General features: G+C 72.2%; 19 protein-coding genes and 1 pseudogene. 14 read left to right on the top strand and 6 right to left on the bottom strand.

Annotated elements, in window-relative coordinates:
- Positions 1–152: 152 nt before the first annotated feature.
- On the bottom strand, positions 153–1,754 hold the full coding sequence (locus ACGFZW_RS07065) for an MFS transporter (RefSeq protein WP_393892010.1): 1,602 nt from the start codon (positions 1,752–1,754) through the stop codon (positions 153–155).
- A 115-nt stretch (positions 1,755–1,869) separates the two neighbouring features.
- On the opposite strand from ACGFZW_RS07065, the gene ACGFZW_RS07060 reads away from it, so the two are divergent.
- The 7 genes and pseudogenes from ACGFZW_RS07060 (at position 1,870) to ACGFZW_RS07030 (ending at position 10,086) form a co-directional block, all read left to right on the top strand.
- Positions 1,870–2,526 carry a TetR/AcrR family transcriptional regulator gene (locus ACGFZW_RS07060; RefSeq protein ID WP_393892009.1) on the top strand — a complete coding sequence of 219 codons (657 nt, stop codon included), beginning with the start codon at positions 1,870–1,872 and terminating at the stop codon, positions 2,524–2,526.
- Positions 2,527–2,771: 245 nt separating this feature from the next.
- Positions 2,772–3,863: pseudogene (locus tag ACGFZW_RS07055) on the top strand (alpha/beta hydrolase); the annotation flags it as partial.
- A gap of 500 nt (positions 3,864–4,363) precedes the next feature.
- The gene (locus tag ACGFZW_RS07050) at positions 4,364–5,242 is read left to right on the top strand and encodes a DUF4429 domain-containing protein (protein ID WP_393892008.1); all 879 of its coding nucleotides are present in this window, start codon (positions 4,364–4,366) and stop codon (positions 5,240–5,242) included.
- Positions 5,243–5,371: 129 nt separating this feature from the next.
- A complete protein-coding gene (locus ACGFZW_RS07045; RefSeq protein WP_393892007.1) occupies positions 5,372–6,763 on the top strand; it encodes a sensor histidine kinase in 1,392 nt (463 codons plus the stop codon).
- Positions 6,760–7,440, top strand: a complete 681-nt coding sequence (locus tag ACGFZW_RS07040; protein WP_393892006.1) for a response regulator — start codon at positions 6,760–6,762, stop codon at positions 7,438–7,440. The genes ACGFZW_RS07045 and ACGFZW_RS07040 overlap by 4 nt, the downstream gene beginning before the upstream one ends.
- Positions 7,441–7,623: 183 nt before the next feature.
- The gene (locus tag ACGFZW_RS07035) at positions 7,624–8,790 is read left to right on the top strand and encodes an alpha/beta hydrolase (RefSeq protein WP_393892005.1); all 1,167 of its coding nucleotides are present in this window, start codon (positions 7,624–7,626) and stop codon (positions 8,788–8,790) included.
- Between the two features lie 57 nt (positions 8,791–8,847).
- Positions 8,848–10,086, top strand: coding sequence for an acyltransferase family protein (locus tag ACGFZW_RS07030; RefSeq protein WP_393892004.1), 1,239 nt, complete (start codon positions 8,848–8,850; stop codon positions 10,084–10,086).
- A gap of 74 nt (positions 10,087–10,160) precedes the next feature.
- On the opposite strand, the gene ACGFZW_RS07025 is transcribed toward ACGFZW_RS07030, so the two are convergent.
- Together ACGFZW_RS07025 and ACGFZW_RS07020 are read right to left on the bottom strand one after the other, a co-directional pair.
- A complete protein-coding gene (locus ACGFZW_RS07025) occupies positions 10,161–11,177 on the bottom strand; it encodes an aldo/keto reductase (RefSeq protein ID WP_393892003.1) in 1,017 nt (338 codons plus the stop codon).
- Positions 11,178–11,183: 6 nt separating this feature from the next.
- Positions 11,184–11,705: a MerR family transcriptional regulator gene (locus ACGFZW_RS07020; protein WP_393892002.1), complete on the bottom strand. Its 522-nt coding sequence runs from the start codon at positions 11,703–11,705 to the stop codon at positions 11,184–11,186.
- Positions 11,706–11,880: 175 nt separating this feature from the next.
- Here ACGFZW_RS07020 and ACGFZW_RS07015 point away from each other — a divergent pair, with 175 nt between their 5' ends.
- Positions 11,881–12,708 carry a serine hydrolase domain-containing protein gene (locus tag ACGFZW_RS07015; protein ID WP_393892001.1) on the top strand — a complete coding sequence of 276 codons (828 nt, stop codon included), beginning with the start codon at positions 11,881–11,883 and terminating at the stop codon, positions 12,706–12,708.
- A 79-nt stretch (positions 12,709–12,787) separates the two neighbouring features.
- Here the strand turns inward: ACGFZW_RS07015 and ACGFZW_RS07010 are convergent, their stop codons facing one another.
- Positions 12,788–13,459, bottom strand: coding sequence for a pirin family protein (locus ACGFZW_RS07010; RefSeq protein ID WP_393892000.1), 672 nt, complete (start codon positions 13,457–13,459; stop codon positions 12,788–12,790).
- A gap of 57 nt (positions 13,460–13,516) precedes the next feature.
- Between ACGFZW_RS07010 and ACGFZW_RS07005 the strand changes: the two genes are divergently transcribed.
- The 5 genes from ACGFZW_RS07005 to ACGFZW_RS06985 all read left to right on the top strand — a co-directional run bounded on the left by ACGFZW_RS07005 (position 13,517) and on the right by ACGFZW_RS06985 (position 18,516).
- A complete protein-coding gene (locus ACGFZW_RS07005) occupies positions 13,517–14,701 on the top strand; it encodes a PucR family transcriptional regulator (RefSeq protein WP_393891999.1) in 1,185 nt (394 codons plus the stop codon).
- 89 nt (positions 14,702–14,790) lie between these two features.
- Entirely contained in the window at positions 14,791–15,762 is a 972-nt protein-coding gene (locus ACGFZW_RS07000) for an ACP S-malonyltransferase (RefSeq protein WP_393892361.1), read from the top strand.
- Positions 15,763–15,775: 13 nt separating this feature from the next.
- Positions 15,776–16,822 (top strand): ketoacyl-ACP synthase III, encoded by a 1,047-nt coding sequence (locus ACGFZW_RS06995; protein ID WP_393891998.1) that lies wholly within the window; start codon positions 15,776–15,778, stop codon positions 16,820–16,822.
- A gap of 102 nt (positions 16,823–16,924) precedes the next feature.
- Entirely contained in the window at positions 16,925–17,173 is a 249-nt protein-coding gene (locus ACGFZW_RS06990; RefSeq protein WP_018088056.1) for an acyl carrier protein, read from the top strand.
- Positions 17,174–17,250: 77 nt separating this feature from the next.
- Entirely contained in the window at positions 17,251–18,516 is a 1,266-nt protein-coding gene (locus tag ACGFZW_RS06985) for a beta-ketoacyl-[acyl-carrier-protein] synthase family protein (protein WP_393891997.1), read from the top strand.
- A 72-nt stretch (positions 18,517–18,588) separates the two neighbouring features.
- Here ACGFZW_RS06985 and ACGFZW_RS06980 read toward each other — a convergent pair whose 3' ends face one another.
- Positions 18,589–19,464, bottom strand: coding sequence for an NAD(P)-dependent oxidoreductase (locus tag ACGFZW_RS06980; protein ID WP_393891996.1), 876 nt, complete (start codon positions 19,462–19,464; stop codon positions 18,589–18,591).
- Between the two features lie 77 nt (positions 19,465–19,541).
- Positions 19,542–20,036 carry a DUF3145 domain-containing protein gene (locus ACGFZW_RS06975; protein ID WP_393891995.1) on the bottom strand — a complete coding sequence of 165 codons (495 nt, stop codon included), beginning with the start codon at positions 20,034–20,036 and terminating at the stop codon, positions 19,542–19,544.
- A 325-nt stretch (positions 20,037–20,361) separates the two neighbouring features.
- Here ACGFZW_RS06975 and ACGFZW_RS06970 point away from each other — a divergent pair, with 325 nt between their 5' ends.
- On the top strand, positions 20,362–21,288 hold the full coding sequence (locus ACGFZW_RS06970) for an SGNH/GDSL hydrolase family protein (RefSeq protein WP_393891994.1): 927 nt from the start codon (positions 20,362–20,364) through the stop codon (positions 21,286–21,288).
- Positions 21,289–21,340: the final 52 nt, after the last annotated feature.

The raw sequence follows: 21,340 nt of genomic DNA, 5'->3' as shown, positions 1-21,340 counted from the left end.
GGGGCGCTGCCCTGCCTCCGCGCGTACGGCAGGTGCTTACGGCGCAATGCGCAGGCGCGCGACCGGCCGAGGGTGACTCGGCCGACCGCGCGCCGGGTGTCGCCTGGTGCTCCTGGCTGGTGCCGCTCCGGGCGGCTGCCGGGCGCAGCGGGTCAGATGTGCGCGGCTCCGGCGCCCGCCTCGGCGTTCGCGCCGCGCTTGGTGAGGGTCGCGACCAGGGCCGCGACGAGCGCCACGCCGCAGGCGACGGTGAAGGCCAGCCCCATGCCCGACACGAAGGTGTCGTGGGCGACGGAGGTGATCTTCTGGGCCAGCTCCGGCGGGGCGCCCTTCGGCACCGGCGCGATGCCCGCCGAGACGGCGTCGGCCGCCTGGGACATCTGCGCGGGCGGGACCGGCGGGAGGCCCGCCGACTGCCAGTTGCCGGGGAGCTGGTCGTCGACGCGGGAGGCCATCACCGCGCCCAGGACGGCCGTGCCGAGGCTGCCGCCGACCTGCATCGCGGCCTGCTGCAGTCCGCCGGCCACACCCGAGAGCTCCAGCGGGGCGTTGCCGACGATGACCTCGGTGGCGCCGACCATGACGGGCGCGAGGCCCAGGCCCAGCAGGGCGAACCACAGGGACATCGGGCCGGTGCTGCTCTGCGTGTCCAGACCCGACATGCCGTACATCGCGATGGCGGTCAGCAGCATGCCGCCCACCAGCGGCACCCGCGGGCCGAACTTGGTGATCGCGGCACCGGCGAGCGGCGAGCCGACGATCATCATGCCGGTGAGCGGGAGGAGGTGCAGTCCGCTGTCGACGGGGCTCATGCCGTGCACGTTCTGGAGGTAGAACGTCACGAAGAAGAGGCCGCCCATGAAGGCGAAGGCCATCAGGACCATCAGTACCGTGCCGGCGGTGAGCGGCAGGGAACGGAACATCCGCAGCGGGATGAGCGGCTCGCGGACCTTGGTCTCCAGGACCGCGAACAGCGCGAACAGGACGATCGCGCCGACCAGGAAGCCCCAGGTCTTGAGGTCGCCCCAGCCCCACGCGGTGGCCTTGATCAGCGGCCAGATGAGGCAGAACATCGCGCCGGAGAGCAGCACGATGCCCGGGATGTCGAAGGAGCGGGGGGCGTTCTGCGCGCGGTGGTCCTTGAGGATCACCGCGCCGAGGACCAGGGCGAGGACGCCGACGGGGACGTTGATGAAGAAGACCGACTGCCAGCTGACGTGTTCGACCAGCAGACCGCCGACGATCGGGCCGCCGGCGGTGGAGGCGCCGATGACCATGCCCCAGATGCCGATCGCCATGTTGAGCTTCTCGGCCGGGAAGGTCGCGCGCAGCAGGCCGAGCGCGGCGGGCATCAGCAGTGCGCCGAAGAGTCCCTGCAGCACCCGGAAGGTGATCACCAGCGCGACCTCTTCGGAGAAGCCGATGGCGCCGGAGGCGAGGGCGAAGCCGAGGATGCCGATGAGGAAGGTCTGGCGGTGGCCGAAGCGGTCACCGAGCTTGCCCGCCGTGATCAGCGAGACGGCCAGGGCGAGCATGTAGCCGTTGGTTATCCACTGCACATCGGCGAGCGAGGCGCCCAGGTCCTGCTTGATGGCCGGATTGGCGATGGCGACGATGGTGCCGTCCAGGGCGACCATCATGACGCCGATGGCGACGGAGAAGAGGGTCAGCCACGGATGGCCACGCAGCCCCTTGCGGGGCTCCGGTACGGGAAGTTCCGGCGCGGCAGCGGCAACCGGGGTCTGAGAGCTCATGCCCCGAGGCTAATGTCAGCCACTGACAGTTGACAAAGCGTTTCATGAGTCGGTAACTGTCATTTAGCTCACAGGTATCCTGAGCAGCGATAACACCTCCGAAAGGCGGCGCAGGATGGCGACCCCGACGCCGCAGGCGGCACCCCAGGGCGGGCTGCGCGAACGAAAGAAGCAGCGCACCCGCGACGCGCTGATCCGCGCAGCGCTGGAGCTGTTCACGGAGCAGGGCTACGACGCGACGACGATCGACGAGATCGCGGAGGCGGTGGACGTCTCCCAGCGCACCTACTTCCGGTATTTCGCCAACAAGGAAGAGGTCGTCTTCGCCGTCCAGGAGATGGTGGAGGCCCGCTTCCTCCAGGAGCTGCGGATCCGCCCGCAGGGCGAGGCCCCGCTCACCGCACTGCGCAGCGCGGTGATGGTGGCCTGGGACGACATCGGCAGCGCGATCGAGTCGGTGGTCCCCGTGGAGCTGCACATGCGCTCCTACCGGATGATCGAATCGACGCCCGCACTGGTCGCCGCCCATCTGCGGCGCTCCTCCGAGCTGGAGGAGCAGATCGCCCGGCTGATCGCCGGGCGCGAGGGTCTTGATGTGGACGTCGATCCGCGCCCGCGGGTCCTGGTCGCCGCGTTCAGCGGGGTGATGCGGGTGGCCGGCAAGGTGTGGGGCGAGGGGCAGGATTGCAGCGTGGCGTCGATCCGTGAGCTGACGAAGTCCTACCTGGACCACATCGGCCCGGCGATGGAGGACGACTGGCGGGACCGGTGAGCCGGTCTGCCTCACACGGGTGGCGGGTCGACACGCCGGAGTCCACCCGCCGGCACCACGTCAACCCCCCGTAACGGCCATCCGTCGCAGGGTGATCATTCCACCGCTCAATGAGACTGCTTCTGCACGCTTGAGCACCGGAAATCCACGGTCGCTGTCCGATTTGGTCGTTATACCCACCGTGAAACGTGAGATGACTCACCAGGTCAGCGGCCACCCTGTCGCGTCTCCTAGGGTGGCTCGCGGTGACTTCCTTCCCAGGGCTCGGCCCCTCCTCCGGTTTTCTGCAGTCCCCCGCCTGGCGCGCCGCGCTCGCCCTGGTGGTGGTCTTCGTGATGCTTGCGATGACCGGCTGGACAGCGATCAGAGGCAGCAAGGGGGACGCCAACCCGCTGGCCACCGCCAAGGCCGCCTGGCAGCACGCCACCTTCCACGGCCGTCCGCTGCCCGACCCGGACGCCGCCCCGTCGAAGCTCCGGGCCTTCTTCTCCTCGCTCGACCGCGCCGAGCGCAAGCAGCTGGCCACCCGCTATCCGCTGGTCGTCGGCAACATGGGCGGCGCCCCCGTCCAGCTGCGCTACCGGGCCAACCGCCTGGCGATCGACCATGCGCGCGCCGAGGAGCGGCAGCGCATGGGCGACCGCAAGCTCACGCCCGTCGGCCGCCAGGAGGCGGGACGGCTGATGCACCGGCTGGAGTCGATGCTGACCAGCGGCCGGCAGATCCTCGCCTTCGACCCGGCCGGCGGCGGCCGGGCGGCCGAGGTCTTCGGCAACCTCAACAAGGCGGACCGGGTCTCGGTCGTGGTGCCCGGTGTGGACACCAACCTCTCGACCTTCGAGCGCACCGCACGGGCCACCACCGCGCCCGTCGGCATGGCGCGCTCCCTGTACGACGCCGAGCGCGACGCCCGCCCGGGGACCCGTACCGCCGTGATCGCCTGGGCCGACTACACCTCGCCCGCCGGACTCGGGGTCGGGGCCGCCACCGGCCAGATGGCGGAGGCCGGTGCGGTCCGGCTGCAGGGCCTGGTGCAGTCGCTGCCCAACGGCCGCCCGGTCTCGCTGTTCTGCCACAGCTACGGGTCCGTGGTCTGCGGCGTCGCCGCCCGGAACCTGCCCTCCAACGTCGAGGACATCGCAGTGGCGGGCAGCCCCGGGATGCGCGCCGACAGCCTCTCCGGCCTGAACACCCGGGCCCGGGTCTGGGCGATGCGGGACGCGGACGACTGGATCGCGGACGTGCCGTATCTGGAGGTGGGCGGTCTCGGCCACGGCGCGGACCCGGTCGATCCCGCCTTCGGCTCGCGGGTCCTGTCGGGGGGGGGGGCGCGCGGGCCCCCCCGCGCCGGGGCGCCCCGCCCCCCCCCCCCGCCCCCAAACCCCCCGCGGGGGGGGGGGGCCGGCCGGCCCCCGCGCGGGGCGCTCCCGTCCGTTATGGGGGGGGGCGGGGCCCGCCCCCGGGCGGCCCCGCGGACCCCCCCCCCCCCGCCGGGGGGCGGCGGGCCCCCCCCCCCCCCCCCCCCCACGCCGGCTACTTCGCGCCCGGCACCCACAGCCTGCAGAACTTCGCCCTGGTCGGGGTCGGCGCCGGCGACTCCGTCGACTGCGCGACCGACGACCCGCGCTGCAGCACCGACCTTGTGTGACGGCCGAATGCCGCACGACCGGTGTCCGCAGGCACGGCCCGGCGCCCGGGAACGGGCCGCGCCTGCCGAATCCGGCGTCGTCGCGGCGACGAGGGCGCACAAGGAGACGGACCGGGGCTCGCGGACGCGCGTAGCGCAAGGTGTGCGGAAGGGGGACGGGCGGGCGACCGCCCGCATACGATGAGCCGCATGGGTGATGTGCTGGCCGGTTTTCACGCCGTCTGGGAGTTCGACACCGACTCCGTGCTCATCCGCTTCGAACGGGGGATCCGCAGGCCGAGGCTGTTCCAGGCGCTCGGCGAGCGACGCATTCCGTACGAGGCGCTGAGGTCTGTCGAGCTGTCCCAGGGCAGACGCGGCACGGTCGTGCTGCACGCCGTGCCCAGGCACGGCGCCGATCCCTTGATGGAGGCGGCGGACGGACAGCTGAAGGAGGACGCCGATCCCTACCGGCTGGTGCTGCCGGCCGAGCGCGAGACGCTGGCGGAGTTCTACGCCGACGAGCTGCGCGGCGTGCTGGGCCCCGATGCCCTCAAGCCGGCCGACCGGCATCTCGTGGCCGCGCCTGAGCCTCCGATGCACTTCAAGGCGTACGACGCCAAGGCCTCCTTCGACGGCAGTTCGGTCGCCTTCCGCTGGTTCTGGACGGGGGCGTCCTCGGCGAAGTGGAAGAGCGGCGACCAGAGCTTCCCGGTCGGCGAGCTGACCGGGGTGGAGTGGCGCTCGCCGGAGATCTTCCACGGCTATCTGCGGCTGCTGGGGCGCGGGGACCGGGACGACGGTCCGGGCGAGGCCGACCAGGACCCGGCCGCGGTCGTCTTCGGGCTGGGCTACGGCCCGGTGCACGAATCGCTGCCGTTCGCCGCCGCGGTCCTCCAGGCCGTACGGGCAGCCGGCGCGGTCGCGGACAGCACCGACCGCGAGCCGATGCGCCGGGCCGGGGACACCCGGCGGGACCCCGCCGACATCGCCGACCGGATACGGCACCTCGGCGACCTGCACGAGGCGGGGCTGCTGACGGACGACGAGTTCAGCACGAAGAAGGCCGACCTGCTCGCGGAGCTCTAGGGCGGACACGCCCCAGGACTCGGCCGGTGCCGCTGCCGCGGGGCCCGGACGTCATACCGTGGTACGGGTCGCAAGCCGCGACCCTGGTATGACGCCCCGGCAGTCGCGGTCCGCTTGGATGGACTCGCGATGCCTCGACGATCTCTTCCCACACAAGCCGAATCCGCCCCGGCCACCGACCGCGGGCAGGCCCGCGCCCGGTTCCTGCGCGCCGTGCGGCAGGCGCTGCGCGTCCTCGCCGTGGAACTCGGCACCCCGACCACCCCCGGTACGCCCCTGTTCGGCACGGTGCAGAACCCCTGGCTGCGCCGGCTGCCGTACCTGGTCGCGTGCGTATTCGCGATCTCCCTGCTGCCGACGACGGTGACCGTCCTCACCGATGACTACGGAATGAGCGGCGGGCCGGCCGGCGGGCTCGCGACCGCGCAGACCGTGCCGCTGCTGCTCGCGGTGAGCCGGCCGCTGCAGGCCTGGTGGGTGATCTTCGCCGCGGATGTCATGTGCGCCCTGATGCTCCTCGGCGCCGACCGCCTCGCCGGCCACGCCTGGCCCTGGCCGCCCATGGTGATCGTGGGCTATCTCGCGCTGATGGCCGCGCTGTCGCTGCGCGAGCGCCGCCGCACGCTCATCGCGGTCTGGCTGACGACCGGCGTGGTGGGTTTCCTCTTCGAGCTGTTCGCCCACGCGGGCACGGCCGGCACCTGGGTGCTGCTCTTCGTCCTCAGCGGCGTGACGCTCCTGATGGGCGCCACCTTGCGGGAACGGGGCGACGCCCAGCGGAAGCTGATCGAGCAGGAGACCATCAGCGAGGCCGAGCGCGCCCACCGCACGCTGCTGGAGGAGCGCACCCGCATCGCCCGCGAGCTGCACGACGTCGTCGCCCACCACATGTCGGTGATCACCGTGCAGGCCGACAGTGCGCCCTATCGGATCAGCGGCATCCCCCGGGAGGCGCAGGAGGAGTTCGGGTCGATCGCCGCGACCGCGCGGGAGTCGCTGGCGGAGATGCGCCGCCTGCTGGGGGTGCTGCGCAGCGAGGAGACGGAGCGGCACGGCGGCCCGGAGAAGACCCCGCAGCCGGGCCTCGGCCAGCTGCCCAAGCTCGTCGAGGGGACCGTACGGGCGGGTGTGCCGGTCGAGTTGGCGCTGCCCGCGCAGCCGGTGGCGCTGGAGCCGGCCGCCGATCTGTCGGCGTACCGCATCGTGCAGGAGGCGCTGGCCAACGTCGTACGGCACGCCCCGGGTGCGCCGACCCGGGTGTCGGTGACCGCCACGGCCGGCGGCTCCTGGCTGACCGTACTGGTCGTCAATTCCGCTCCCCCCGCGCCGTCCGCACCGCTGGAGACCACCGGCACCGGGCACGGTCTTGTCGGTATGCGGGAGCGGGTGCGGCTGCTGGACGGCTCGCTGGACACCGGGCCGCTGCCCGACGGCGGCTTCCGCGTCGCGGCCCGGCTCCCCCTCGCCGTGCCCTCCCCCTCGGCAACTCCCCTCCCAGCGAAGGATTCCGGATCCGCATGACCACTCGGGTGATCATCGTCGACGACCAGGCCATGGTGCGGGCGGGCTTCGCCGCGCTGCTCGCCGCCCAGAGCGACATCGACGTGGTGGGCGACGCGCCGGACGGCGCCCAGGGCCTGGAGCTCAGTCGCCGTACGCACCCCGACGTGGTGCTGATGGACGTCCGGATGCCGGAGATGGACGGTCTGGAGGCGGCCCGGCAGCTGCTCGACCCGCCGGTCGGCGTCACCCATCGCCCGAAGGTACTGATGCTGACGACCTTCGATGTCGACGACTACGTCTACGAGGCGCTGCGGGCGGGGGCCTCCGGCTTTCTGCTCAAGGACGCGCCGCCGGCCGATCTGATCTCCGCGGTGCGCGTCGTGGCGGCCGGCGAGGCGCTGCTCGCGCCGTCGGTGACCCGGCGGCTGATCGCCGACTTCGCCCGCCGCAGGCCCGCTCCCCGCAAGGACCGGGCCGCGCTGCGGCTGAACGGACTGACCCCTCGCGAGACGGAGGTCCTGGAGCTGATCGCGCGCGGCCTGTCCAATCAGGAGATCGCCGACACCCTGGTCCTGGCCGAGCAGACCGTGAAGACCCACATCGGGCGCGTGCTGGCCAAGTTGGAGCTGCGCGACCGCGCCCAGGCCGTGATCTTCGCCTACGAGTCGGGGCTGGTCACGCCCGGCGAGCGGTGACGGGGCCGCACCCCCGCACGGCCGTCCTCCCCGAGGCGGCGGCCGTCCTCCCTGAGGACGAGAGGCCGCGGCACCCCCTACCCCGGTATCACCCGGGAGTTGGCTCCGCGGTGTGACGCCCCGTCACCCAACGGCTTTCTACGTTTCCCTCCGTCCCACCGACGGAAAGAGGGAGACGCCACCATGTCCGTGCCGCGCACCACCGCTCGACGCCGTAGGCGCACAGTCGTCGCCGCCGCCGTTGCCGCGGCCATCGCCGCCGCGACCGGCGGCTGGGCGGCCGGATCGGCGCAGACCGCCGTCACCGGACCCGCGCCGGGCGCCGCCGCCTGGCGCGCGGACCACGCCCTGGGGGTGCGGCTGCCGGACCCCGCGAGCGCCGCACCCGCCGATGTCGCCCGCTTCTTCGCCTCGCTGACCGGCAGTCAGCGGCACGCCCTCGCGGTCCGCCATCCGCTGACCGTCGGCAACCTCGACGGCGCTCCCGTAGCGCTGCGGTACGAGGCCAACGCCCTGGCTCTGCGCGCCGAACGCCGTCGGCAGCTCGCCCTGGCCGAGGACCCGGCGGCCACGCTCCAGGACCACCAGCGGGCCAGGGAGGCTGCCGACCGCTGCGCCGGGTTGCTCACGCCCGGCCGGCGGATACTCGCCTTCGATCCGCGCGGTCGCGGCCAAGTGGCCGAGGTGCACGGCGACTTGACCACCGCGCAGCGCACCGCGGTGGTGGTGCCCGGCTCGGACATCGACCTGACCTCCTTCGACCGGGCGAAGGACCCGTACGGCACCCCCACCGGAATGGCCAGGTCGCTGCGCGCACGGATGGCGGCCGACGCCCCCCGCACCCGTACCGCCGTCATCGCCTGGGTCGGCTACACCACGCCCGTCGGCGTCGGTCCCGACGCGGCGACCGGCCGGCTCGCGGAGGCCGGTGCGCCGCGGCTTGCCCGCTTCCTGTCCGGCCTGGCCGCGGCCGGCACGCCTGCCCCCGCGGTGTTCTGCCACAGCTACGGTTCGGTGCTCTGCGGGCTTGCCGTACCGCGGCTCGACCGCGGCGACCTCGCCGACCTGGTTGTCTTCGCCTCCCCCGGCATGCGCCAGGACAGCGTCGCGGACCTGCGCACCACCGCACGGGTCTGGGCGGCCCGCGACGCGTCCGACTGGATCGGCGACATTCCGAACGTCGAGCTGCTGGGCATGGGCCACGGCGCGGACCCGACCGGCCCCGGCTTCGGCGCCCGGCACGTCTCCGCCGCTCGGGCCGAGGGCCACACCGGCTACCTCGCGCCCGGTACGGACTCCCTCCGCAGCTTCGCCGCCATCGCCCTGGGCCACTACGCCGACGTGCGCTGAGCCCGCCCGGCCCCGGTCGCCGACCGTCCGCCGTCACTTCTCACCCGAGGACGCCTCATGGCCACCGCACTTCGTATCCCATTGCGCCGTACGGTCCGCGGCGCGGTCCACGCGATCGAGGACCGCACCCCCGCACATCGCGACCGCGCACTCGACGGCCTGCGCGCCCTGGCGCTGCTCGCCGTGCCCACCGGCCACTGGCTGCTCGGCGGGTTCACCCTCGACACGGAGGGCGCGCTGCACAACGCGAGCCCGCTGTCCGCCTTCGGCTTTCTCTCGCCCGCCAGTTGGGTGCTCCAGATGCTCGGGATCTTCTTCCTGGTGGGCGGCCACGCCTCGGTGCTCTCGCTGCGCCGCCACGCGGAACGGGGCGGCTCCACCGGCGTCTGGCTGCGCGGCCGGCTGCTGCGGCTGGGCCGCCCGGTGCTCGCGGTCACCGCCCTCTGGGCGATGCTGATCCCCGTTCTGTACGCCCTGGGCGTGCCGGAGCCGACGCTGCGGACCGGGGCGACGTTGGTCATCCAGCCCCTGTGGTTCGTGGGGGTCTACGCGGTGGTCACCGCGCTGACGCCGTACTGCCTGCGCGCCGCGGGCCGGTGGGGCGCCTGGGCCGCGGCTCCGCTGCTCGCCGCGGTCGCCCTCGTCGACCTGCTGCGCTACGGCCCCCTCGCCGATGCGGTGCCGTCCTGGCTGAGCCTGCTCAACCTCCTCCCAGGGTGGCTGTTCGCCTACCAACTGGGCGTCTCCTGGGGAGAGAAGCGGCTCGGCGCACGCGCTGCCCTGTCGCTGCTGCTCGGCGGTGCCGCGCTCTTCGCCGCGCTGCTGCTTTTCTTCCACTACCCGGCGAGCATGGTCGGCGTGCCCGGTGCGTCCCGTACCAATTCGCACCCGCCGTCGCTGCTGGTCCTCGCGCTTGCCGCGGCGCAGTCGGGCGCCGCGATCCTGCTGCGCGACCGGCTCGCGCGGCTCCTGCGCAGGCCCGCCCTGTGGGCCCCGGTCGTGGTCGTCAACCTCTCGGCGATGACGATTCTGTGCTGGCACCAGACGGCGATGCTCTCGGCCGCGGTGCCCGCGTCCTTCGCGGGCACCGTCCCCGGCCTCACGACGGCGCCCGAGACCGCCGGCTGGATCCTCGTCCGGCTCGCCTGGCTCCCCGTCTTCGCCGCCGCGCTGGTCCTGATCGGCGCCGCCACCCGGCGTTTCGAGGCGCCGTGGACGGGTGTCACCCGGTTCCGGCGCGCCCTGGCGGCCGTCCTCGCCGCGTGCTTCGGCGCCTTCGCCCTCGGGCTGGCGTGACCCCGCGCCACCGGGACGGGAGCGGTGACGCGGGGATGCGCGGCAGGGGAGGACACCCCGGCAGCAGGCCGGAGTTACTCCCGCCCGGCCGACGTGAACGTCATGTCCGCGTACCGCTCGCCGGCGACCTGCCCCGCGATCGGCTCCAGCAGCGCGAGGTCCTCCGTGCCCAGCGTGATCCGCGTGGCGGCGGTGTTCTCCTCGATCCGGCTGCGCTTGCGGGTGCCCGGGATCGGTACGACGGCCAGTCCACGGGCCTCGGCCTGCTGCTGCAGCCATGCCAGCGCGACCTGGCCCGGCGTCGCGTCATGGGCCTTCGCGACCTTGCGGACCGGCTCCAGCAGGGCGGCGTTCGCGGTCGCGTTGTCGCCGGTGAAGCGGGGCTGCTGACGCCGGAAGTCGTCCTCGGTCAGCTCCTTGTCGGCGCTGACGAACGAGCCGGTCAGGAAGCCGCGGCCGAGCGGCGAATAGGGGACGAAGCCAACGCCGAGCTCCGCCGCTGCCGTCACCACGCCGTCCTCCACATCCCGGCTGAACAACGACCACTCGGACTGCAGGGCCGCGATCGGGTGCACCGCCTGTGCGGCACGCAGCTCGGAGCCGGTCACCTCGCTCAACCCCAGGTGCTTGACCTTGCCCTCGGCCACCAGCTCGGCCATCGCGCCGACCGACTCCTCGATCGGGATGTGCGCATCGCGGCGGTGCATGTAGTACAGGTCGATCGCGTCCAAGCCGAGGCGCCGCAGGCTGGCCTCGACGGACTGCCGGATGTAGGCGGGGTCGTTGCGTATGACGCGCTGCGCCGGGTTCTCGGGGTCGTAGGACAGCGCGAACTTCGTGGCGAGGACCACCTCGTCGCGGTGCTCCTTCAGGAACGGGGCGAGGAACTTCTCGTTCTCCCCCATGCCGTACACATCCGCGGTGTCGAAGAGCGTCACGCCGAGTTCCAGCGCGCGCTCCAGCGTGGCCCGCGCCTCGTCGGCATCGGTCGGGCCGTAGGCGAAGCTCATCCCCATGCAGCCGAGCCCCTGCACCCCGACCCGCGGGCCACCGGTGCCCAGCTCGACCGTCTCGATCTTCTCGCTACCCATGGATCCTCAGAACCTCTCGGACGCCCGCCGGGCGTCGGCATAGATGTCGATCTTGTAGTCGAGTACGTCCAGCGTGCTCTGCAGCTCCGCGATGCGCTGCCGTACGTCCTCGCGGTGCGCGGTCAGCAGCGCCTCACGCGCGGCGAAGGTGGACTCGCCGACCCGCACCATCTCGGCGTAGCGGACCATGTCCGCGACCGGCATGCCGGTCAGCCGCAACTTGGTCACCAGGCTCAGCCAGTCCAGGTCGCGGTTGGTGAAGCGGCGCTGCCCGGTGTGCGTGCGGTCCACATGCGGCATCAGGCCGATCCGCTCGTACCAGCGCAGGGTGTGGGCGCTCAGCCCGGTGTGACCTGCCACCTCGCTGATCGTGTACTGGTCGCGGCCGGCCGGCCGCGGATGGGCCGGCGAGGCGGAGCAGTCGCGCACCGGGCCCCCCGGTCCTTCGGTGCGGCCGTCCGCCCTCCCCTGCCGGTCACCGGTCGCGAGCGCGCCGCCCACCGCAGGTTCGCTGTGTGTCACCGTCATACCGCGTCTCCCCCTTCTGGTCTTCCGCCCGCACCCGCCGCGCCGGAGCGCCTGTGAGCAGCCGCGGCGGATCGCCGGTCGCCGGATCCTCTCGACGTCTTCAACGCTAGAGACTTCGAGTGCACTCCAAGCAAGCGCGGACTTGACCGAGATTTGGGCGCGTTAGGCTCGGCACATGCTGAGCCTGCGGATGATCGAGAACTGGCCGGTGCCCACCGCTGCGGCCGCCGTCGTACGTGCCGATGGCACGGTGGCCGGATCCTACGGGCCCCTGGACCACCGCTTCCCGCTGGCGTCCGTGACCAAGCCGCTCGCCGCCTACGCCGTGCTGCTGGCCGTCGAGGAGGGCGCGGTGGAGCTGGACGAGCCGGCGGGACCTGAGGGGTCCACGGTGCGTCATCTGCTCGCGCACACCTCCGGCCTGGCCTTCGACGAGCAGCGCACCATGGCCGAGCCGGGCACCCGCAGGCTGTACTCCAACACCGGCTTCGAGGCGCTGGGCGACCACATCGCCAAGGCGACCGACATCCCCTTCCCCCAGTACCTCCACGAAGCCGTCCTCCAGCCGCTCGGCATGACCGCCACCGAGCTGCCCGGCTCGCCCGCCAAGGACGGCGTCTCCACGGTCGCCGACCTGATCCGGTTCGCCGCCGAGCTCCAGGCGCCGCGGCTGCTCGCCCCGCAGACCCTCGCCGAGGCGACGTCCGTGGCGTTCCCCGGCGTGACCGGCGTCCTGCCCGGCTACGGCCACCAGCGGCCCAACGACTGGGGCCTGGGATTCGAGATCCGCGACGGCAAGGCGCCGCACTGGACGGGCGCCTTCTCCTCGCCGCGCACCTTCGGACACTTCGGGCAGTCCGGTACCTTCCTGTGGGTCGACCCGGAGGCGGGCGCGGACGGTCGCGGCGCGGCCTGCGTCGCGCTGACCGACCGGGCCTTCGGTCCGTGGGCGGTCGAGGCGTGGCCGCCGCTGACCGACGCGGTCCTCGCCGAACTGGGCTGAGCGACGGCCGCGGGGCCCGGACGCCACCGAAGGTGCGCGCGCCGGGCCCCGCGGCCGTCCCCGGCATCCGTCGGCCGCCTCACCCGAAGGTCGGTTCCGGACCCATCTCCCAGATCAGGCACTCGGCCTCGGCCACGCCCCGCAGCTCCAGCCCGTCCGCGTCCGTGATCCGTGCCGCGTCGCCGGCGTCCAGCCGCTCCGCGCCGATGCGTACGGCGCCCCGCACCACGTGCACATACGCCCGCGCGGCGTCCGGGACGGCGGTGCGCTCACCATCGGCGAGACGCCGGACGTGCAGCATCGCGCCGGCGCCCGGAACCGCGTAGGGAGTGCCGTCGGCGATGCCGCGCACCACCTCGTACGACGGGTCCCCGCCGACGACGTCCGGCGTCAGCCACATCTGGACGAAGCTCAGCGGCCCGTCCCCGTCGTTGCGCTCGACGTGCCGCACGCCGCTCGCGGAGCTGAGCCGCTGGAGATCGCCTGGTCGTACCGTCGTGCCGTGGCCCGCGGAGTCGCCGTGCGTCAGCTCGCCCTCGACGACCCAGGTCACGATCTCGGTGTCGCGGTGCGGATGCTCGTCGAAGCCGGCGCCGGGCGCCAGCCGCTCCTCGTTGCAGGCGATCAACGCGCCGAAGCGCAGGTTGTCGGGATCGTAGTGCGGCCCGAAGGAGAACGCGTGCAGGGACTCGATCCCGGCGTCCGTGTCGTTGTCCCGGTAGCGTTCCTGGGCCCTGCGCACCTGAATCATCCCGCCACCGTAGCCCCGCCGCACACTCCCCTCGCCCCGATAGTGCAGGCTTGTCCCGTGTCTGAACCCGCTTCGCGCGACGCGCACCCGCACTACGCGACCCTCCGCCGCCTGGAGCAGTCGGCCGGCAAACTGGCGGCCGCGGCCATCGCTCGCATGGATGCCACGCTGCCGTGGTACCGCGCGATGCCACCGGAGAACCGCTCGTGGATCGGACTGGTGGCGCAGGCCGGTATCGCGGCATTCACCGAGTGGTTCCGGCATCCCGAGACGCCCCAGGCGATCAGCACCGACGTCTTCGGTACGGCGCCCCGTGAGCTGACCCGAGCGATCACGCTGCGCCAGACCGTGGAGATGGTGCGGACCACCATCGAGGTCATGGAGACCGCGATCGACGAGGTCGCGGCGCCGGGCGACGAGTCCGTGCTGCGGGAGGCCCTGCTGGTCTACGCCCGGGAGATCGCCTTCGCCACCGCCCAGGTCTACGCCCAGGCGGCCGAGGCGCGCGGCGCGTGGGACGCCCGACTGGAGTCCCTGGTGGTCAACGCGGTGCTCTCCGGCGAGGCCGACGAGGGCGCCGTCTCCCGCGCGGCGGCACTGGGCTGGAACTCCCCCGAACACGTCTGCGTGCTGCTCGGCACGGCCCCCGACGGGGACAGCGAACTGACCGTCGAGGCGATCCGGCGGGCCGCCCGCCACGCCAAGCTCCAGGTGCTGACCGGAGTGCTCGGCACCCGGCTCGTGGTGATCGCGGGCGGCTCGGACAACCCCCTCAAGGCCGCGAAGTCACTGATCGGCCCGTACGCCGCCGGTCCCGTCGTGGCCGGCCCGGTGGTCTCCGACCTGCTGGCCGCGACCCGCTCCGCGCAGGCCGCGGCCGCCGGACTGCGGGCGTGCGCCGCCTGGCCGGACGCCCCACGGCCGGTCCTCGCCGACGATCTGCTGCCCGAGCGTGCGATGGCCTCCGACCCGGTCGCGCGGGACCAGCTGGTGGAGGAGATCTACAGACCGCTGGAGGAGGCCGGGTCGGCGCTCCTGGAGACGCTTAGCGTCTACCTGGAGCAGGCGAGCAGCCTGGAGGGCGCCGCCCGGATGTTGTTCGTGCACCCCAACACCGTGCGCTATCGGCTGCGACGTGTGACCGACGTCACCGGCTGGTCGCCATCGGATGTGCGCTCCGCGTTCACCCTCCGTATCGCGCTGATCCTGGGGCGTCTGGCCGACGGGGAGACGCAACTCTAGACTTTTGTCGGACACCAACAATTACCCCGATGGTTCTTCGTCCCTGTCCCCACGGGCGGGCGGGACCTCCCGCAAGAGAGAGTGTGAGGGTGCTCGTACTCGTCGCTCCCGGCCAAGGCGCTCAGACGCCCGGCTTCCTGACCCCCTGGCTCGAACTCCCCGGTGTCGAAGACCGGCTCCGTGAGTGGTCCGACGCCATCGACCTGGACCTGGTCCACTACGGCACGAAGGCCGACGCGGACGAGATCCGCGACACCGCGGTGGCCCAGCCGCTGCTGGTGGCGGCCTCCCTGGTCTCCTCCCGGCAGCTGTTCGCCACCGCCGAGGACTTCACCGCACGGGTCGGCGCCACCGCCGGCCACAGCGTCGGCGAGCTCGCCGCCGCCGCGCTGGCCGGCACCCTCTCCGAGGCCGCCGCGATGTCGCTGGTGCGCAAGCGCGGGCTGGCCATGGCCGAGGCCGCGGCCGTCACCGAGACCGGCATGGCCGCGCTGCTCGGCGGCGACGAGGCCGCGATCCTGCCGCACCTGGAGAAGCTGGGGCTGACCCCGGCCAACATGAACGGCGCGGGCCAGATCGTCGCCGCGGGCACGGCCGAGCAGATCGCCGCCCTGGTCGACGACAAGCCGGAAGGCACCCGTCGGGTCGTACCGTTGAAGGTGGCCGGTGCGTTCCATACTCACCACATGGCGCCTGCTGTCTCGACCCTGGAATCCGCGACCGCCGAACTGTCGGTCGCCGATCCGCACACCCGTTACGTCTCCAACAAGGACGGGCAGCTGGTCACCTCCGGCCAGGATCTGGTGAAGCGGCTGGTCGGCCAGGTGGCCAACCCCGTGCGCTGGGACCTGTGCATGGAGACCTTCAAGGAGCTCGGTGTCACCGGGCTCATCGAGGTGAGCCCCGGCGGCACGCTCGTGGGCCTCGCCAAGCGCGCCCTGCCCGGCGTGCAGACCCTCGCCCTCAAGACGCCCGATGACCTCGACGCGGCGCGCACGCTGATCGCCGAAGTGACATCCGCTGCTGAGGCAGGGGCCGACACCGCTGCACCGGCCGAATAGGAGCGCCCCGCGCATGACATCGAAGATCAAGCCCGCGAAGGGTGCCCCGTACGCGCGGATCATGGGCGTCGGCGGCTACCGCCCGACGCGTGTGGTGCCCAACGAGGAGATCCTCAAGCACATCGACTCCTCCGACGAGTGGATCCGCTCGCGGTCCGGCATCGCCACGCGCCACTGGGCGAGCCCGGAGGAGACCGTCGCCACCATGTCGGTGGAGGCGTCCGGCAAGGCCATCGCCGACGCCGGCATCACGCCCGAGCAGATCGGCGGCGTGATCGTCTCCACGGTCTCGCACTTCAAGCAGACCCCGGCCGTCGCGACCGAGATCGCCCACCGCATCGGCGCGGGCAAGCCGGCCGCGTTCGACATCTCGGCGGGCTGCGCCGGCTTCGGCTACGGCCTGACGCTCGCCAAGGGCATGGTCACCGACGGCTCGGCGGAGTACGTCCTGGTCATCGGCGTCGAGCGGCTCTCGGACCTGACCGACCTGGAGGACCGCGCGACGGCTTTCCTCTTCGGTGACGGCGCGGGCGCCGTGATCGTCGGCCCCGCAGGCGAGCCGGCCATCGGCCCGACCGTCTGGGGCTCGGAGGGCGACAAGTCCGAGACGATCAAGCAGACCGTGGCCTGGGACGCCTACCGCACCACCCCGGTGCCCGGCGGCGAAGGCCCGGAGCAGCGCACCGCTCCGGAGGACATCCGCTACCCCGCCATCACGCAGGAGGGGCAGGCCGTCTTCCGGTGGGCGGTGTTCGAGATGGCGAAGGTCGCCCAGCAGGCGCTGGACGCGGCCGGCGTCAGCCCGGAGGACCTGGACGTCTTCATTCCGCACCAGGCCAACATGCGGATCATCGACTCGATGGTGAAGACGCTCAAGCTGCCGGAGAGCGTCACGGTCGCCCGTGACGTGGAGACCACCGGCAACACCTCGGCCGCCTCGATTCCGCTCGCCATGGAGCGGCTGCTGGCGACCGGACAGGCCAAGAGCGGCGACACCGCGCTGGTCATCGGCTTCGGGGCGGGTCTCGTCTACGCCGCGACGGTCGTTACCCTCCCCTAGGCAAGGATCTGCGCAGCGCCCTACGTCTTCGTACGATTCGGCCGCTGTACAGGGCTTCACCGCAATAACCGCAGTTTTCCCCCTATATGAAGGAGCGCCATCATGGCCGCCACCCAGGAAGAGATCGTCGCCGGTCTCGCCGAGATCGTGAACGAGATCGCCGGGATCCCCACCGAGGACGTCCAGGTGGACAAGTCCTTCACCGATGACCTGGATGTCGACTCGCTGTCCATGGTCGAGGTCGTCGTCGCCGCCGAAGAGCGCTTCGACGTGAAGATCCCGGACGACGACGTCAAGAACCTCAAGACGGTCGGCGACGCGACCGAGTACATCCTGAAGCACCAGGGCTGATCCAGCCCTTGCGCATGTCGCCACCCCGCGGTGGCGCCGTCGATTCAGACCCCTCTACCCGTGGAGTAAGAATTCCCGTGAACGCGACCAATCGCACCGTGGTCGTCACCGGTATCGGCGCAACCACACCGCTGGGTGGCGACAGCGCTTCGACCTGGGAGGCGCTGCTCGCCGGTCAGTCCGGTGTCGGCACGCTCGATCAGGACTGGGCCGCTGACCTGCCCGTCAAGATCGCCGCACAGGCGGCCGTGGACCCGTCGGAGGTCCTCCCCCGGGCGCAGGCCCGCAAGCTGGACCGCTCCGCGCAGTTCGCGCTGATCGCGGCCCGCGAAGCGTGGGCGGACGCCGGTTTCACCGCCAGGGCCGGTGAGGACTCCTCCGTCGACCCCGACCGGCTCGGCGCCGTCATCGCCTCCGGAATCGGTGGCGTGACGACCCTGCTCGGCCAGTACGACGTGCTGAAGGAGAAGGGCGTACGCCGCGTCTCCCCGCACACCGTGCCGATGCTGATGCCCAACGGCCCGTCCGCCAACGTCGGCCTGGACGTGAACGCCCGCGCGGGTGTGCACACCCCGGTCAGCGCCTGCGCGTCCGGTTCCGAGGCCATCGGCTACGCCATCGAGATGATCCGTACGGGCCGTGCCGACATCGTCATCGCGGGTGGTACGGAAGCGGCCATCCACCCGCTGCCGATCGCCGCGTTCGGCAACATGATGGCGATGTCGAAGTCCAACGACGATCCGCAGGGTGCCTCCCGCCCCTACGACTCGGCGCGCAACGGCTTCGTCCTCGGTGAGGGCGCCGGTGTCATCGTGCTGGAGTCGGCCGAGCACGCCGCCAAGCGCGGCGCCCGGGTCTACGCCGAGGCCGTCGGCCAGGGCATCTCCGCAGACAGCCACGACATCGTGCAGCCCGAGCCGTCCGGCAACGGCATCGCGCACGCCCTGCAGAACCTTCTCGACTCCAGTGACCTGGACCCGGCCGAGCTGGTGCACGTCAACGCGCACGCCACCTCGACCCCGCAGGGCGACCTGGCCGAGCTGAAGGCGCTGCGCAAGGTCTTCGCCGACGACGTCGACCACATGGCGATCTCCGGTACGAAGTCGATGACCGGCCACCTCCTGGGCGGCGCGGGCGGCGTCGAGACGGTTGCCTCGATCCTGGCGCTCTACCACCGGGTGGCACCGCCGACGATCAACATCGAGAACCTCGATCCGGAGGCCGACGCGGACATCGTCCGCGACGAGCCCCGCAAGCTCCCCGCCGAGGGCCGCATCGCCGCGCTGAACGACTCGTTCGGCTTCGGTGGCCACAACGTCGTGCTGGCGTTCCGCACCATCTGATCGCTCCGTACGCCCCGAGGGCCCGCCCGGTCACACCGACCGGGCGGGCCCTCGGCGTGTCCCACCGCCCGGTCAGCCGTCGGCCGCGGCGAAGTACACGGCCGCTGCGTCCTCCTCGCCGTGGCCGAGCTCCTCCGACCGCCGCAGCTGCTCCGCCGCCGCCTCCGCCTGGCCCATCCGTACGCCGGTCTGCCGGGCCGCCTCGGTGATCAGCCGGGCGTCCTTGCGCGCCGCGGAGACCGTGAAGCTCGGCGGGTAGTCGCCGGAGAGGATCAGCTCGGCCTTCATGTGCAGGTAGGGCACGTCGAGCGGCCCGCCGGCGACCGCGGCGAGGAAGTCCCGCGGGTTCACACCGAGCCCGTCCGCGAGCGCGAGGGCCTCGCCGGTGCCGTTGATGAGGGTCAGCACCCAGCTGTTGAGGACCAGCTTGAGGCGGCTCGCGGCCCCGGCCGCACCGTCCTCGCCGACCCACTGCGTGGCGCGCCCGACGACATCGAAGATCTTCGCCGCCCGCACCCGCACCTCCGGGGGGCCGGCCGCCAGGATCGTCAACTCACCCTTTTCCGCAGGTGCTTTCGTGCCCAGGACGGGGGCGTCCACGAACACGAGCCCGTGCTCCCGGGCGAATTCCGCGAGCGGGGCGATCCCGTCGATCCCCACCGTGCTCATCTGGAGCCACAGCGTGCCTGCGGTCGGCGGGGGGACGGCCTGCCGCAGGGCGTCGAGCACGGCGGGGCCGTCGAGCAGCATCGTGAGCACGACCGACGCGCCGTCCACCGCCTCGCCCGGGGTGTCGGTGACGCGGACCCCGTCGGCGGTCAGCGGTTCGGCCCTGGCGCGGGTGCGGTTCCAGGCGCGGACGTCCAGGCCGGCGCGGGCGAGGTGACGGGCCATCGCGCTGCCCATGATCCCGGTGCCGAGCACCGCTACTGAGGTGTTGTCAGCCATGGCCGCACGCTATGGCGTGGAGCGGGCTCGAAGGCAAGCGCGACACCGTCGGAGGGGCGCCCCGCCGGAGGCGGGCGTCAGACGACCTGGTGCAGCCAGCGGACGGGGGCTCCCTCGCCGGCGTAGCGGAACGGCTCCAGCTCGTCGTCCCATGGCTTGCCCAGCAGTTTGGACACCTCGGCGGCCAGCTCGGTCTCGCCGCGCGCCGAGCGGGCGACGGCGGCCCGCAGCCGGTCCTCGGGGATGAGGATGTCGCCGTGGATGCCCGTGACGGCGTGGAAGATGCCCAGGTCGGGGGTGGCGCTGTAGCGCTCGCCCTCGGCGGTGGAGCAGGGTTCAGCGGTCACCTCGAAGCGCAGCAGGTGCCATCCGCGCAGCGCGGAGGCGAGCTTGGAGGCCGTGCCCACCTCGCCCTGCCAGGAGAACTCCGCTCTCCAGGTGCCGGGGGAGGCCGGCTGGCGGATCCAGTCGAGATTGACGCGCACGCCGAGGACGCCCGCCACGGCCCATTCGACGTGCGGGCACAGCGCGCGCGGAGCGGAGTGGACGTACAGAACTCCACGTGTCGTCACCGGGACCTCCAGTGCGGTTCGAGGTTCGCCTTCCCCAGCGGCCTCGTGCCCGTTCCGGATGCGGTCGGGACAGCTGCTGACATTCTGCCCCAGTGATCACTTCGGCACCAGCATGCGAGGTGACCTACAGTAAACACCATGAGACGTAATTTGCCGCAAAAGGGACAGGAAATGACGTGATGTAATTTATCTGAGCCGACTGCACATGCCCTTCAGATCACCGCCCGACAGGCACGGGGCAAAGCTACCGCGCGGTGCCGATCGACCGGGTGACGTACCGTCGGTACCGGAAGAGATATCACCCGCACGCCTGAGGGGACAGGGGATGACGCAGATCGATCGGCGCTTTCGCCCTCGGCGTGACCGGCCCTCCGCCCGCGTGCCCCTCACCGCGGCCGCCACCGGCGCAGCGCTGCTGGTCAGCCTCACCGGCTGCTCCTCCGACGGCAACTCCGCCTCTCCGCATGCCAGCTCGAAGGTCACACACCCGACCGTCAAGGCCGGACCCGTCTGGAAGACCCGACCCCGGTCGATCGCCGCGCTCGGCGACTCCATCACGGTCGGTTTCGATGCCTGCACGGTGCTCTCCGACTGCCCCGAGGTCTCCTGGGCCACCGGCACCGACCCCAAGGTCGACAGCCTCGCCCGGCGGCTGCTGAAGAACCCCGCCAAGCGCAGCTGGAACTACGCCAGGACCGGCGCGCTGATGAGCGATCTCCCGGAACAGGTGGGCCGGGCCGCCCGCCGGGACCCCGAACTCGTCACGGTCCTCATCGGCGCCAACGACGCCTGCCGCAACGACGTGCGCGCGATGACGCCCCGGGCCTCCTTCCGCGCCGACTTCGCGGCCTCGATGAAGAAACTGCGCCGCGCCCTGCCACACACCCAGGTCTATGTCGCGGCGGTGCCCGACCTGTTGCGGCTGTGGTCCGAGGGCCGCAAGAACCAGCTGGGCAAGCAGGTGTGGAAGCTGGGGATCTGCGGCGCGATGCTGCGTGATCCGGACGATCTGACGAAGGCTGCGGACGACCGGCGCCTGGAGGTCCGGGATCGGGTGATGGAGTACAACACCGCGCTCAAGGACGTCTGTCGCCAGGATCCGCTCTGCCGGTTCGACGCCTCCGTCTTCGACTACCGCTTCACCGGACAGCAGTTGAGCACCTGGGACTGGTTCCACCCGGGCCTGGACGGCCAGCGGGAACTTGCGGCGCTTGCCTACCGCGCGATCACCCGCGAGGAACCGAAGGCCTAGGTCGTGTCCGCGAAATCCCGCCTGGCCCGAGAGGGTGGTGTCGCGTCCGCGG

Source organism: Streptomyces sp. NPDC048248, assembly GCF_043201875.1.
Taxonomy (GTDB): domain Bacteria; phylum Actinomycetota; class Actinomycetes; order Streptomycetales; family Streptomycetaceae; genus Streptomyces.
Note: the sequence above shows the minus strand (reverse complement) of the source record. Positions and strands in the feature narration are given on the sequence as shown.

Coding starts and splice junctions, on each gene's coding strand:
- ACGFZW_RS07040 (WP_393892006.1), top strand. CDS start 6,760: ATGACCACTCGGGTGATCATCGTCGACGACCAGGCCATGGTGCGGGCG.
- ACGFZW_RS07060 (WP_393892009.1), top strand. CDS start 1,870: ATGGCGACCCCGACGCCGCAGGCGGCACCCCAGGGCGGGCTGCGCGAA.
- ACGFZW_RS07020 (WP_393892002.1), bottom strand. CDS start 11,705: ATGACGGTGACACACAGCGAACCTGCGGTGGGCGGCGCGCTCGCGACC.
- ACGFZW_RS06970 (WP_393891994.1), top strand. CDS start 20,362: ATGACGCAGATCGATCGGCGCTTTCGCCCTCGGCGTGACCGGCCCTCC.
- ACGFZW_RS07035 (WP_393892005.1), top strand. CDS start 7,624: ATGTCCGTGCCGCGCACCACCGCTCGACGCCGTAGGCGCACAGTCGTC.
- ACGFZW_RS07025 (WP_393892003.1), bottom strand. CDS start 11,177: ATGGGTAGCGAGAAGATCGAGACGGTCGAGCTGGGCACCGGTGGCCCG.
- ACGFZW_RS07010 (WP_393892000.1), bottom strand. CDS start 13,459: ATGATTCAGGTGCGCAGGGCCCAGGAACGCTACCGGGACAACGACACG.
- ACGFZW_RS07050 (WP_393892008.1), top strand. CDS start 4,364: ATGGGTGATGTGCTGGCCGGTTTTCACGCCGTCTGGGAGTTCGACACC.
- ACGFZW_RS07030 (WP_393892004.1), top strand. CDS start 8,848: ATGGCCACCGCACTTCGTATCCCATTGCGCCGTACGGTCCGCGGCGCG.
- ACGFZW_RS07065 (WP_393892010.1), bottom strand. CDS start 1,754: ATGAGCTCTCAGACCCCGGTTGCCGCTGCCGCGCCGGAACTTCCCGTA.
- ACGFZW_RS06995 (WP_393891998.1), top strand. CDS start 15,776: ATGACATCGAAGATCAAGCCCGCGAAGGGTGCCCCGTACGCGCGGATC.
- ACGFZW_RS07045 (WP_393892007.1), top strand. CDS start 5,372: ATGCCTCGACGATCTCTTCCCACACAAGCCGAATCCGCCCCGGCCACC.
- ACGFZW_RS07015 (WP_393892001.1), top strand. CDS start 11,881: ATGCTGAGCCTGCGGATGATCGAGAACTGGCCGGTGCCCACCGCTGCG.
- ACGFZW_RS06990 (WP_018088056.1), top strand. CDS start 16,925: ATGGCCGCCACCCAGGAAGAGATCGTCGCCGGTCTCGCCGAGATCGTG.
- ACGFZW_RS06980 (WP_393891996.1), bottom strand. CDS start 19,464: ATGGCTGACAACACCTCAGTAGCGGTGCTCGGCACCGGGATCATGGGC.